Genomic DNA, 13,510 nt, shown 5'->3' on the forward strand with positions numbered 1-13,510 from the left:
GCAATCTTCAACCACCACGAAAGCCGGGAGGGTTTGTCGTGTGTCTGGCTATTTATCGTCAGTGGCCTGTCTTTTGTAAAAGATGTGGCTGCCAGGAGTAGTCAGCTTCCAGGCTTTCTGCCAGAATGAATGCCAATCACTTATTCCTAACAATTAACGATAAAACTCATGTCTGAACTTCATTTCGATACGCTCCAGCTACACGCTGGTCAGGAGCCCGATTCAGCTACCAACGCGCGGGCCGTCCCTATTTATCAAACGACCTCCTTTGTATTTAACGATTCGGCGCACGGAGCTGACTTGTTTGCACTAAAGGCATTTGGAAATATTTACAGCCGCATCATGAATCCTACGTCCGACGTGTTTGAGAAGCGCATTGCGGCTCTGGAAGGTGGTGTGGCAGCGCTGGCGGTAGCTTCAGGCCAGGCGGCTCAGTTCATTGCGTTGAGTAACATTCTGGGCGCAGGCGATAACTTTATTACGACTTCATTTCTATACGGCGGTACATACAACCAGTTTAAGGTCCAATTTAAGCGCCTGGGTATCGAAGCGCGGTTTGCTAAAGGGAGTGATCCCAGCGCGTTTGCTCAATTGATTGACGAAAAAACAAAAGCGATTTACCTCGAAACGATTGGGAATCCTGAATTCAATATTCCAGACTTTGATGCATTTGCCGCTCTTGCCAAAGAACATGATTTACCACTTATCGTAGACAATACGTTTGGGGCAGGGGGCTATCTCTTCCGGCCACTCGAACACGGGGCAGCTGTTGTAGTCGAATCGGCAACAAAGTGGATCGGCGGTCATGGTACGAGCATAGGGGGCGTAATTGTAGATGGCGGTAACTACAACTGGGGTAATGGCAAGTTCCCCCAGTTTAGTGAACCATCAGAAGGGTATCATGGCTTGGTGTTCAGCGACGTATTTGGCGTTGGTGGGCCGTTTGGTAATATTCAGTTCATCATCCGGGCTCGTGTTGAAGGGCTGCGTGATTTTGGTCCGGCCATTAGCCCCTTTAATTCATTCCTGCTGTTGCAAGGGGTAGAAACACTTTCGTTACGTGTGGATAGAACGGTTCAGAATGCGCTGGCACTGGCCCAATGGCTCGAACAGCATGAACAGGTTGAAGCCGTAAAGTATCCGGGTCTGGAAAGTAGCCCCTATCATGATCTGGCAAAAAAATATTTAAAACGGGGGTTTGGTGGCGTGCTTACGTTCAAAGTGAAAGGTGGCAAAGATGCGGCTGACCTGTTTGTCAACAGTTTGAAACTAGTGAGCCACTTGGCCAACGTTGGCGATGCAAAAACACTCATTATCCACCCGGCAGCGACAACACACCAGCAACTAAGCGAACAGGAGCAAGCCAGCGCCGGGGTTGAGTCGGGCGTTTTACGTGTTTCGGCAGGCATCGAATATTTTGATGATATCAAAGCTGATTTCGAGCAGGCCTTTGCTGCCATTACCGAACCAGTTCTAACGTAGTTTTCGGGTTGGTTAACGGTTTGGGTTTATGGTCGGCATTCATGACACGTGCCGATCATAAACCAAAGATCGAAAACCGTAAACATTTTTTAATTGAGCCTCCAATATTTTGATTATAAATATTCGTTCCCGCTCGAATCGGGGGCGAGTCTGCCGGGTTTTCGGCTAGCCTATACCACACGTGGTACGCTTAACCAATCCAACCTCGAAACGGGTGAGCGGTCAAATGTTGTGTGGGTATGCCATGCCCTGACGGGAAACGCCGATGTCGGTGACTGGTGGGGCGGTATGGTTGGTGCGGGGAAATATTTCGATCCCGAGCGGGATTTTATTGTCTGCGCCAACGTATTAGGATCGTGTTATGGCTCTACAGGACCACTGTCCATAAACCCCGCGACTGGAAAGCCGTTTCATCATGACTTTCCCGCTATTACGATTCGTGATATGGTTGGGGCGCTGGATTTACTACGTCAGGAGCTGGGTATTGAAAAAATTCATACCTGCATTGGCGGCTCGGTTGGTGGTGAACAGGCTGTTGAGTGGGCTATTTTGCAACCGGACCTTATTGAGAATCTGGTGTTGATTGCCGCCAGTGCTATGGCTTCGCCCTGGTGTATAGCTTTCAACGAAGCACAACGGATGGCTATTGAAGCCGACCCCACCTGGGCCGAACAACGTGATGATGCAGGGCTGGCAGGGATGAAAGCAGCACGGGCGATGGCTATGATTTCATACCGGAATTATGATACGTATGGCTTTACTCAGGCGCTTGATAATAACGAACAACTGGATGGTTATAAAGCCGCTGGTTACCAACGGTACCAGGGAGAGAAACTGGTTGACCGCTTCAATGCGTTCACGTACTGGATACTCTCGAAAGTAATGGATTCGCATAATGTTGGCCGCAATCGGGGCAGTATTCCCAATGCACTTGGACAGATCAGGGCCCGAACATTGGTTGTTGGTATTCGCTCTGACCTGCTTTTTCCCCCCTCGGAACAGCAGTTTCTGGCCCGCCATATTCCAGAGGCAGCCTATGAAGAAATAGATTCACTTTACGGACACGACGGCTTTCTTATTGAATTCCGGCCGCTGGCCGGAATTATTCGCAAATGGATGGCGACCGCAAGTTCGCCGAATGTATCGCATCGACTAAGCCTGAAATAATTGGCTGTTAGTACGTTAAATAGTCAAGTATGGTTTGGTATGAAGCCGAAGTTCGGCAATTAGAAAACAGATTAGCTACGTTGCCACCGGTTACAGACAGAGTGGTTTTCTATGGTAGTTCCTCCATTCGTCTCTGGTTGGCGCTGGATCAGGATTTTCCTCAAATCAATTCGCTCAATTTAGGCTTTGGTGGCTCGACACTAGCTGCCTGTGCATGGTTTTTCGAGCGACTGATTGTTCCGGCAAACCCTAAGTCTATTGTGTTTTATGCGGGTGACAACGATCTTGGGGATGGTCGGCATCCTGAAGAGGTGTATCTCTTTTTTTGTGCGTTTGCCGAAAAACTACGTAGCACACTGCCTGATGTACCGCTAGCTTTTTTGTCCATTAAAGTCAGTCCTGCCCGCTGGAATATTGCTCAGGAAATACAACACGCCAACGAATTGATACGTGGCGAACTCGCTAAAAACACGAATTATCAATACATTGACATGACCTCGCCCTTACTTAGCAGCAACGGGAAGCCACGTCAGGAATTTTTTGAGCCTGATGGCTTGCACTTGAGCCCGGCCGGTTACCGAGCCTGGCAGCAGCAATTGGTACGAGAGGCCCGGATTTTTTAACGATTTGTTTATCTAGCTTTTGTAGAATTTAAGCCCAAATGTTGCAACTTCACTGCTCACTAACGCTATTGTTATGCACCGTGAGTATCATAAATGGTTTAGCCCGAACCTGAATCGTGATATGGAGTTACTTATATTTGGTCACGCAGGAGCCCGGGTTCTGGTTTTCCCGACTCGGCGCGGACGATTTCATGAGTACGAAGATTTGGGCCTTGTCAGCGCGTTGACGGAGCAACTGGAGAATGGGTGGCTTCAGCTTTTTTGCGTAGATAGTGTGGATCGGGAAAGTGTCTACAATCGATACACAACTCCTCAGAACCGCATTCGTCGGCATGGGCAGTATGAGCGGTATATTCTGGATGAAGTCTTGCCGTTTTCCCGGTCAAAAAACTCGCAGCCGTTTATGATTTCGCATGGTTGCAGCCTGGGTGCATATCATGCGGTGAACATCGCTCTCCGACATCCGCAATGGTTTGATAAAATAGTGGCGTTCAGTGGTCGCTATAACTTGTCGGAGCCGGTGGCAGAATTTCGCGGTTTATTCGACGATTATTACGACGAGGAAATTTACTTCCATAGCCCCAATCACTTCCTGCCGAATCTAGCCGACAGTGCCGTTCTAGAGCATTTGCGTCGATTGAAAATCGTAATGACAATCGGCAGTGAAGACCCGTTTATGGACAGCAACGTTAGCTTGAGCGCGTCATTTGCCTCCAAGAACATTACCCATGAAATGCATGTCTGGAATGGTCGGGCTCATGAGTCAAACGACTGGCAGAAAATGGTGCAGCTTTATCTCTAATAGGGCATAACTGACTGAAATTCAGTAGATTAGATAGGTATTTTCGATCTGTTAAATCCAGACGTGTCAAGGCAATTTCTCCGCCAGGTATAAATAAGGTGGATGAAAATGGTGAATAAAAACGTTTTCTTTACTGTCCGGATACTTTTTAAAATAGTCGCTATCTCCTAGTAATACGATAGTTGAACCGGTTCGAACGTAGTCACTGCTATTATAATAGTCGGGTGGTACGTAACCGTTCAGATTTTTGCTAACCGTTTTAGAGGCCAGCTTGCCCAAATACTGCTGGTAATTTTTCTGGGCTTTCAGCGCTGGTTTACTCAGGCTGTTATACGCGTATTTGAGGGCTATACGATTCAGCAGTTTCTGTTTTTTTATCATGGCTGGCGCCCCCGTAAATGGATTGGTTGGGTTAAAATCATTGACCGTCTGTACCGTTAAAGGTACTTCTGGCACCCAGTCGGCTGAGTTGACGACATTATACCCCCAGCCTCCTTGCGTAGCGGCTTCATACTCATACGCATACGGTAGGTTTCCAGGTTTCGGGCCTGCGCTGCAATACGTCTTGAAACGAATATCGGTGGGGATTCGGGCCTGTTTTTGCAGATTCTTCAGGTGAGATGTCAGCAGGAAAGCAATGGCCCCGCCCTGGCTGTGCCCCATAATGAGCATGTCTTTAATGCCTGCTTTGTAGCAGGAGTCAATTTTTGGCAGAATATCCTTGGCCAGAAAAGCCATGGTCACTAACCAGCCCACATGAACAGCAGCCCGGGGACTTGTTGCCAGTTCATACGTAAATTTTTCGGTATCGCTAAGCTGGATTTCGCCTTTTGCCGGCACCATGGCCGCGTAAAAATTGCCCAGCCAGCTAACGCTGCTCTTGGTAGTTCCCCGAAGGCTGATAACCGCAACCCCTTGATTATCGGCCCACAAATCCCACACGTTCTCCAGCCCAACGATGGGCGAGCGATAGATGAATTTGAATTGCCGGGGAGCCGGAAATGCATTGATATAAGTAGAGTCTCCAAACCGTGCCGATACCTTCAGAAGCTCGATATATTCGGCTTTGTCAAAACCCGGTTTAAGCTTCTGCCCAACCAGCGCAAAGGGTAAAAGTAGCAGAGCGATAACGGTCATGAAGTATTTCATAAGCATACCTGGTTATAAGAGTGTCTAAGCCTAATGTTACTCCGTGCCAATACCTGAGCTTATAGTCGGGTTACCCAAAATAGGTATTTGTTTGCTCCATTGCTTTGACAAAATCACAGTTGTACCGGCTATTTTTGTTGAACCACTGCTGCTGAGCTTGATTTGGCAAGGATAGCTAAACAGGTAGAAAATGGGCATTAACCACTACGTTCTGTGCCCGTAGCAAGGCATTCGCATAGGGTTCATACAGCACTCTGCCGGGTGGATCGGTCGAAAGATCGGCATCCCACAGACCCGCCCGATGCCATTGATCAGTATGGTCCCAATCGGGCCGATCAATAATTGGGTATAAACATACGCCTAAAAGTGGTACGCCAGCTTGTAAAACCGCAGCACATTCGCGACCAATCATCTCAATCCAGACTGGCCGATCTATTCCAGGGTGGCTGGTTTCTGTTAACACAATGGGTTTTTTATAACGCCGGTACGCTGTCATCAGAAGCTGCCGGAACGGTGACCAGCGCGGGTCAGGAACCCTATCATTCCAGCCCAGAAATTGACCTGTACCGTTAATCCATTGATTGTTGTAATAGTAATTGAAGCCGAGCAGGTCGAGGTATTTGGGTGAGCCGCCTAATTCCGGAGCAATGTACCCCGCCAGCATATCAACCGATTGAAACTGATTTTCGTCGGCGATGGCGGCCGCTGTAATCTGGTCCCTGGTGGCATTTACAGGTGGGACCATATGCACCAGCGGTTCGGTCGTTAAAATGCGAATAGTTGGATCAATTTCCCGCATGGCCGCTACCCCCTCAATGTACGCCCGCATAAGTCCGAGTTTTACTTCCCAGCCCTGTTTCGTACAATAGGGTGACGTACCGCGTGCGTCGCCCCCCAGCCACGACATAAAGCTAACTTCGTTAATGGGCGTTACGATCAACGTTTCATGAGGATATCGGTCACGGTAAAAGCGAACAAATGCCCGGCACAGAGCAGCAAACCGACGGGCAAACATCGGATGCAAGGGCGTTAGATCGTCGGGATACCCAAAGTGACAGAGATCCCATATTTGCTGAATGCCGTGGCGATGACCGACCGTCAGCATGTGCTCAACCGTGCTCCAGTCGTATTGATAGGCCGTTTTTTCAACCTGGCTCCACCGAATGCCTTCCCGAACGGTTCGGATATTGAACGGATTCAATCGTTCGTAATCTGTTTCGAGAAGTTGTAAATGTCCGGTCAGCGGTAGAAAATCAACGCGGTTACCAAAACAGTTGAGTTGATCTGTGCATTCAAAACCAGCCCACCAGAACGATTGAAACGGATTGGTTTGTGGAGAAGTATCTGTGTCGAGTAGCAAATGTAATGTGTTTAGTAGTAACTAAATATGACTGAAAAAAGGGCCAGGATGTTTGACTGTCTGTGAGGTAACGGAGATTTTAAGCTTTTCTGTTCGTGCATTTCAGCGGATTGCCGTAATGCCTGAAACGCTACGTATGTCACAACGCTTTAATAAGCGCGATGACTACATTGGCCGAGTTTCGGGCAGCCGTGGGATAAAATTTGTCGTAGGCAATGTGTGCTTCCGCATCAGCGCGGTCGCTCAGGCTACGGATAATCAGGTGTGGTACCTGAAGTTGATAACATACCTGCGCCACGGCTGCACCTTCCATTTCGGTAGCGTCGGCCCCAAAATCAGCTCGAAGACTTTTTCCTTTATCCGACGAAGCGACAAAGACATCGCCCGTAACGACCGTACCCGTCATTACCTTGACTGGCCGGTCCGAAACCCCGCCCGATGCCAGCGGAATACCTTCTAACGGGACACGTTTCACTACGTTCTCGGCCAGATGTAGCAGCACTGAGTCGGCCAGAAAATAGACCGGGTTAAACTCTTTGGTGATTGCATTGCGAGTTTGCCTGGTTGGTGTGTTTTTATCGGTAATGGAGCCATAATCATGGTGAGCTGTTCGGCTGGCAATAACAATGTCGCCTGGTTGAAGAGCTGGATTGGTGCCGCCTGCAATGCCCGTGAACAACACCCGGGCTGGCCGGAAATGGTCAAGCATCAGGGCTGTCGTCATCGCGGCATTAACTTTGCCGATGCCAGTTTCTGCGACCACAACTCGCTGTTTACCAATACGTCCAGTTGTAAAGGATATACCATCAACGATAACGTTTTTAGGCTTATGCATAGCTTTTTTAACTAACGATACCTCCGCGCCAAAAGCGCCTAACAAACCCGTGATGGAGCGAGGTTTGTACCGCTGGGCAAAAGTGAGAGAGGGAAGGAGTACCGCAACGGCGGTTGAAAGAGTGAAAAAAGAAGCAATCAGGAACAGTTTTCTCATTATAAATTAATCTTAAGATCAATGACCAGCCGTCAAGGCCAATACGCAAAATACGTCGACAATCCATAAGCCAAGGGGCACTTCCCGGCTTTTACCCACCGCCACTTTTATGACCGTCCACGACAGAAATCCCCAAATTAGGCCCTGGGTTATGGAATAGCTAAAGGGAATCAGCACGAGCGCCAGAAACGCGGGCAACGCATCGTCTAACTTGTCCCACTGTATGCGCGTAACAGGCTTCATCATAAAGGCCCCAACCAGCACGAGAGCCGGAGCGGTGGCAATGGATGGAATAACAGATAAGACCGGAGAAAGAAACAGAAATGGCAAAAAACAGCAACCCGCTACTACCGCCGTTAACCCCGTACGACCGCCCTGCGCAATCCCCACCGCCGACTCGATATAAGCCGTTCCGGGACTCGTGCCTAGAAACCCCGCCAACGTAGTAGACACGGCGTCGGTCAGGAGGGAGCGGTTCAGGTTGCGCGGTTGCCCATCGGCATCATGTAAGTTCCCCGCTTCCGCGACGCCCACAAACGTGGACAGGCTGTCGAACAGGTCTGTGAAGGCAAAGGCAAAAATGACCGGCCAGAGCGACCATTGCAGCGACCCCATCAGATCCAGTTTGCCAATCAACGAGAAGTCGGGTGCCGCCAGAACGCCCTGAAAATTCACCAGTGTTTTCTGCCCGAAATTAACGGCCGATGCATCGCCCCAGTACCGGCCAATGGGCCAGGCCGCTAGCGTAGTTAGCACAATACCGATAATAATGGCGCCGGGTACGTCGCGTACGACTAATACACTCGTTAGTAGCAAACCGAAAATAAACGTTAGTACAATGGGATCATTAAAGGTGGCAATACTGACTAACGTGGCTGGATTTGCAATAATGAACTTCGCATTCTCGAAACCAATCAACGTAATAAATAACCCAATACCTGCCGAAACCGCGTAACGTATTGGCACTGGAATTGTCCGCACAATAGCCGAACGGACATTCAGGAGCGACATGACGAGAAATAGCACACCCGCCCAGAACACCGCTCCGAGGGCAACTTCGGGTCGTAGTCCCATCCCTTTGACCGCCGTGAACGTGAAAAACGCATTCATGCCCATGCCCGGCGCCACAACAATCGGGTTGCGGGCGTAGAGGCCCATCATGAGACTGCAAAAAAAGGAGAGTAAGACCGTAGCAGTGAGTACGCCACTAAACGGTAATCCGGCCTGACTCAAGATCGCCGGATTGACAACGATGATATACATCGTGGCCAGAAACGTTGAAATACCGGCTAAAACCTCCGTATGTCGGGAGACAACAGGAACCGCTGGAGAGGAAGAAGTAGTCAATAGTGTTTGCCGTTTGTTGATATAGCACCTCAAAATGAGGTATATACAGACTATTCGCAGGAGTTTCTTGTTAAGAAACTCCTGCGAATAGCTTCAAACTACGAACTTCAGGCCACAATCTCAAAAATTGGTCAGGAAACTTCCGGCGGCTTCGTCTATCCAAACCTGCCCGTTCGCGTGCGTTTGCATAATACTGGCGGGGACCTGCTCTGTAACCGGGCCTTTCAGCGCGTCACGTAGCACAAGTGCTTTCTTCTCTCCACTGACCAGCAAGATCACCTCTTTGGCTTCCGTCAGATGACGTAAACCGAGCGTAATGCCCTGGCTCAGCGCGGTTTCTTTCGCGAAATATTTCTGCCCAACCGTTATGGTGCTTTCGGCTAATTCAGACACGTGGCAGCCCAGTTTAAAGGACGTACCGGGTTCATTCAGCGCAATATGTCCATTCATGCCCATGCCCACGAGCAGCAAATCCAATCCACCCCGAGAATCAATAACAGCATCTATACGGGCGCACTCAGCCCCAAGATCATCCGCTTTGGCATCGAAAACATGAATCTGATCCGGGCGCAAATTCAGTGGCGTGAACAGGTCGCGAAACACGTAATTGGAACAACTACCAACATCCTCGGGGCCAAAGCCAACCCATTCGTCTAAGCCCACGAATGTACATTGGCTCACATCGACGCGCTCATCCTGCGCAAGCTTGACAAACTGACGAAATGTTTCGACGGGCGTATCGCCCGATGCAAGACAGAGCAAGGCATCGGGTTTCTGGTTGATGATGGCGGCAATGTGCTCAGCCGTGTACTTTGATAACGTATTGTAATCGGGAAATTGATGGATGGTCATGGAGACTTAAATTATCGCCGGGTTAAAACCCAGCGCAGATGACTCAAAATGACTTGCACCGGGTTTTAACCCGGTGAGACTAGTGCATTATTTCAACTCACTCGCCTTAATATCGCGGCTCCAGCGTTCGGTGCCTTTCTGGTCATACACCTTGATAGTCAGTAGTCTGTCTTTTAAGGGGCCGCTAATGTTCAGAAGACCAAAATTTCGTTCCGTTACTACTGTATTTTCTACATAGGTAGGCTGTTTCAGCTCATCGGCGCGAGGTTGGGCAACGGAGGACGTCAGGGGTGAGATGGTCAAATCATACAGCGGATACGTACCAGACCGATCCAATTTGTGTAAAATCGAATGATGTCGATCGCCGGTGATGAACAGCACGCCCGGAATTTTGGCGTCGGTAATGGCTTTCAGCAGACGGTCGCGCTCGGTGCCGTAGATCGAATAATTTTCAAAGGCTTTGGTCGGATTGATAATCTGCCCGCCCGATACAATGAACTTAAACGTTGCCTGACTGAACGTTAGCGCGTCAACCAGCCATTGCATTTGTTTTTCACCGTAATACGCTTTCTCGGGACCGTCGGGCATATCGTTGGGTGCGCGGAACGTCCGATCATCAAGCAGAAAAAACTGGCAATCATTCCAGAAGAACGTACCGGCGCACCCTTCGGGGAAAATATAATTCGGGTTCGTCCAGAACAGCTTGAACGCTTCGAGCGTGACCGGTTTCAGCCAGTAAGACCGATCAGCATCATTTGGGCCGTAATCGTGATCATCCCACAGGGCATAATTATGCGTATTGGCCAGCAACGGCTGCATTTCGGGCAACGAACGCGTATGTGTGTAACGCCGGAGAACACCCGTCCGGCTGTTCCAGTCCACCTCGCGGGTGTACGTATTGTCGCCGGACCAGATCATAAAATCAGGTTTCTGCGCCGATATTGCCGAAAAAATTTCGTAGCCTCCACCATAGGGTTTGCCAGGGCGATCTACCTCAGGTTCGTTGACGTATGTGCAGCTTCCGACGGCGAAGCGAAACGCCGGTGGGTCCACCCGCCACTGCCACAGGCTTTGGGTTTGGAACTGAGTCGGGTAGGGCAGGCTCACCTTTCTGTCCGCTACCAACACGTCGTACTCGTACTTTTTTCCGGGTTCCACCTTGTCGGCGAGCAGGTGGGCTGTAAAAACCGTTTGCCGGTTCGTAAAGACTTCGTTGGTTAAATAAGCCGGTGTCGGTTTGCCAACCTCATGGTATCGAATCTGGACTTTGGCGGCTTTTTTGGTCTGCACCCAGAGCTTCACTTCGCGCATGTCTGAATACCCCACCATTGGTCCGGCCTGAAGTACAGACGGGTTAGTTTTGGTTGAAGGCGCATCTGACGGATCGATTCTCAGCGGAACAAGCTGAGGCTTTTGGCCAAATGATGAATAGATGCTTAAAAGAGTAAGCATCAGGAAGTAAGAACGAATCTTGTACATGGTGGAAAGATGGCGTAATTTTGCGGCTCGTTTACTGAAAATATGCAGCTCTCAAACCAACGATACACAATTCAGGGTGTTGATGTACTGGCCATTGCCGACGAATTTGGCTTACCAGCCTATGTTTATGACGCCGACAAAATTATCGAAAAAATCGGCTTGCTCCGGTCATCTTTCAGCGGGGTTAACCTAAAGATTAAATATGCCGCTAAAGCGCTGACCAACGTATCAATTCTGAAATTAATGCGGCAGCAGGGCGTCGAAATGGATTCGGTGTCAGTCAATGAAGCGCGGTTGGGCATGTTGGCAGGCTTTGAGCCGGGCCAGATTATGTTTACACCCAGTGGCGTATCGTTCGAGGAAATCCGCGAAGCCGTTGATATGGGCTTACAATTGAACGTGGACAGCCTGCCCTTGCTGGAGTGGGTTGGGCAAACCTACGGCAGTCAGGTCCCGGTTAGTATTCGTATCAATCCGCACATCAGCGAGGGCGGCAATATCAAAATTTCGACGGGTCATGCCGATTCCAAATTCGGTATTTCCATTCTACAACGGCCTGATATGCTTGCCATTGTCGAAAAATATCAGATTCCAGTTGCTGGATTACATATTCACACGGGTTCAGATTTCAAGAATGCCAACGCTTTTTTGAAAGGGGCCGACGTTCTGTTTGACCTCGCCACCGATTATCCCGATCTTACTTTTATTGACTTTGGCAGCGGCTTCAAAGTTGCTTACAAAGAAGGTGACCACATAACCGATATAGCAGAACTGGGTCGTCAGGTGTCAGAAGCTTTCCAGAATTTTTGTCAGCAATACGGTCGCGATCTGGAATTATGGTTCGAGCCGGGTAAGTTTTTAGTAAGCGAAAGCGGTCACCTGCTGGTCAAAACCAATATTGTTAAAGAAAACCCAACACGGACATTTGCTGCGGTAGATTCGGGTCTGAATCACCTGATTCGGCCGATGATGTATGACGCGTATCACGACATCAAAAATATCTCGAATCCATCAGGAACAGAAAAAGTGTACAATGTTGTAGGCTACATCTGCGAGACCGATACGTTCGCCACGGATCGTCCACTGCCCGAAGTTCGACCCGGCGACGTATTGTCGTTCGAAAATGCGGGCGCTTATGGCTTCAGCATGGCGTCGAACTACAATGCCCGTTTTCGGCCATCCGAAGTGCTGGTGTATGAAGGTAAACCGTACCTTATCCGGCAGCGCGAAACCTTCGACGACCTGTTACGTGGGCAGGAGATTATTGAATTTGAAGAAGAGTTTGTGAAAAAATAATATAGACAAATACATAGATACCGGAGGCTACACAGAGAACACAAAGAAACTCCGTTGCCTCCGTGTAAAAACGCTATGTTCTCTGTGTTTTAATAAACCTATAACAATGGGACGCGCATTTGAATACCGGAAAGCCCGGAAAATGAAACGGTGGGGGCAGATGGCCAAGACCTTCACCCGCATCGGAAAAGATATTGTGATGGCCGTTAAAAGCGGTGGTCCTGACCCTGATAGTAATGGGCGGCTTCGGGCTATTATCCAGAACGCCAAAGCGGCTAATATGCCGAAGGAGAACGTAGACCGGGCCATCAAAAAAGCATCGTCGAAAGACCAGGAAGACTACAAAGAAATCGTTTACGAAGCCTATGCACCACACGGCATTGCGCTGGTAATCGAAACAGCTACCGATAACCACAATCGTACGGTTGCCAATGTACGCAGTTACCTTAATAAATTGGGTGGCAGCCTGGGTACGCAGGGGATGCTGGATTTTATGTTCGACCGCAAATCGGTGTTTCGGATTCCGGCAGATGGCGTTGATCAGGAAGAACTCGAACTCGAACTAATTGATGTTGGGGGCGATGATATTGAGTTCGACGAGGAAACCAATCAATACGTCATCTACGGTGAGTTTACGGCTTTCGGTAGTATCCAGAAATTTCTGGAAGAAAAAGGCTACGAAATCAAACAGGCTGAATTCGAGCGTATTCCAAACGATTTCAAAGAGCTGACGGACGAAGAAGCCGCTGACGTTGAAAAACTCATCGAACGTATCGAAGAGGATGAGGATGTGCAGACGGTATATCACAACATGAAGTAAAAAACTAAAGAAGGCCGGTTATCGAACCGGCCTTCTTTAGTTTTTTACTTATCTGAGGGATACCGACTCTCTGAGGATCTGAACCCAGCCCTTCAGGACCTGCGGGGGGGCGTTCCGATCCAGCAGGGCATAGTGCACCGTG

The 13,510-nt window shown here is 49.3% G+C and carries 12 protein-coding genes; 6 read left to right on the plus strand and 6 right to left on the minus strand.

The window, feature by feature from the left end:
- The first annotated feature begins 168 nt into the window (after nucleotides 1–168).
- The 4 genes from ACYVEA_RS26455 to ACYVEA_RS26470 all read left to right on the plus strand — a co-directional run bounded on the left by ACYVEA_RS26455 (nucleotide 169) and on the right by ACYVEA_RS26470 (nucleotide 4,074).
- The gene (locus ACYVEA_RS26455; RefSeq protein WP_461116435.1) at nucleotides 169–1,482 is read left to right on the plus strand and encodes an O-acetylhomoserine aminocarboxypropyltransferase/cysteine synthase family protein; all 1,314 of its coding nucleotides are present in this window, start codon (nucleotides 169–171) and stop codon (nucleotides 1,480–1,482) included.
- A 93-nt stretch (nucleotides 1,483–1,575) separates the two neighbouring features.
- On the plus strand, nucleotides 1,576–2,649 hold the full coding sequence (locus ACYVEA_RS26460) for a homoserine O-acetyltransferase family protein (RefSeq protein WP_461116436.1): 1,074 nt from the start codon (nucleotides 1,576–1,578) through the stop codon (nucleotides 2,647–2,649).
- A gap of 29 nt (nucleotides 2,650–2,678) precedes the next feature.
- Complete coding sequence (locus ACYVEA_RS26465; protein ID WP_461116437.1) at nucleotides 2,679–3,272, plus strand: GDSL-type esterase/lipase family protein; 594 nt, start codon at nucleotides 2,679–2,681, stop codon at nucleotides 3,270–3,272.
- A 73-nt stretch (nucleotides 3,273–3,345) separates the two neighbouring features.
- A complete protein-coding gene (locus ACYVEA_RS26470) occupies nucleotides 3,346–4,074 on the plus strand; it encodes an esterase family protein (RefSeq protein WP_461116438.1) in 729 nt (242 codons plus the stop codon).
- Between the two features lie 66 nt (nucleotides 4,075–4,140).
- Here ACYVEA_RS26470 and ACYVEA_RS26475 read toward each other — a convergent pair whose 3' ends face one another.
- The 6 genes from ACYVEA_RS26475 to ACYVEA_RS26500 all read right to left on the minus strand — a co-directional run bounded on the left by ACYVEA_RS26475 (nucleotide 4,141) and on the right by ACYVEA_RS26500 (nucleotide 11,252).
- Nucleotides 4,141–5,223, minus strand: a complete 1,083-nt coding sequence (locus ACYVEA_RS26475; protein WP_461116439.1) for a lipase family protein — start codon at nucleotides 5,221–5,223, stop codon at nucleotides 4,141–4,143.
- Between the two features lie 175 nt (nucleotides 5,224–5,398).
- Complete coding sequence (locus ACYVEA_RS26480; protein ID WP_461116440.1) at nucleotides 5,399–6,583, minus strand: glycoside hydrolase family 1 protein; 1,185 nt, start codon at nucleotides 6,581–6,583, stop codon at nucleotides 5,399–5,401.
- A gap of 139 nt (nucleotides 6,584–6,722) precedes the next feature.
- The gene (locus ACYVEA_RS26485) at nucleotides 6,723–7,574 is read right to left on the minus strand and encodes a 5'-methylthioadenosine/adenosylhomocysteine nucleosidase (protein ID WP_461116441.1); all 852 of its coding nucleotides are present in this window, start codon (nucleotides 7,572–7,574) and stop codon (nucleotides 6,723–6,725) included.
- An 18-nt stretch (nucleotides 7,575–7,592) separates the two neighbouring features.
- A complete protein-coding gene (locus ACYVEA_RS26490; protein ID WP_461116442.1) occupies nucleotides 7,593–8,921 on the minus strand; it encodes an NCS2 family permease in 1,329 nt (442 codons plus the stop codon).
- 120 nt (nucleotides 8,922–9,041) lie between these two features.
- A complete protein-coding gene (locus ACYVEA_RS26495; protein ID WP_461116443.1) occupies nucleotides 9,042–9,773 on the minus strand; it encodes a 6-phosphogluconolactonase in 732 nt (243 codons plus the stop codon).
- Between the two features lie 87 nt (nucleotides 9,774–9,860).
- Nucleotides 9,861–11,252, minus strand: coding sequence for an alkaline phosphatase D family protein (locus tag ACYVEA_RS26500; RefSeq protein ID WP_461116444.1), 1,392 nt, complete (start codon nucleotides 11,250–11,252; stop codon nucleotides 9,861–9,863).
- Nucleotides 11,253–11,294: 42 nt separating this feature from the next.
- Here ACYVEA_RS26500 and lysA point away from each other — a divergent pair, with 42 nt between their 5' ends.
- Both lysA and ACYVEA_RS26510 read left to right on the plus strand, forming a co-directional pair.
- Nucleotides 11,295–12,548 carry a diaminopimelate decarboxylase gene (gene lysA, locus ACYVEA_RS26505; RefSeq protein ID WP_461116445.1) on the plus strand — a complete coding sequence of 418 codons (1,254 nt, stop codon included), beginning with the start codon at nucleotides 11,295–11,297 and terminating at the stop codon, nucleotides 12,546–12,548.
- A 106-nt stretch (nucleotides 12,549–12,654) separates the two neighbouring features.
- On the plus strand, nucleotides 12,655–13,368 hold the full coding sequence (locus ACYVEA_RS26510) for a YebC/PmpR family DNA-binding transcriptional regulator (RefSeq protein WP_461116446.1): 714 nt from the start codon (nucleotides 12,655–12,657) through the stop codon (nucleotides 13,366–13,368).
- The last annotated feature ends 142 nt before the right edge of the window (nucleotides 13,369–13,510 follow it).

The sequence above is a fragment of the Spirosoma jeollabukense genome (genome assembly GCF_054777855.1).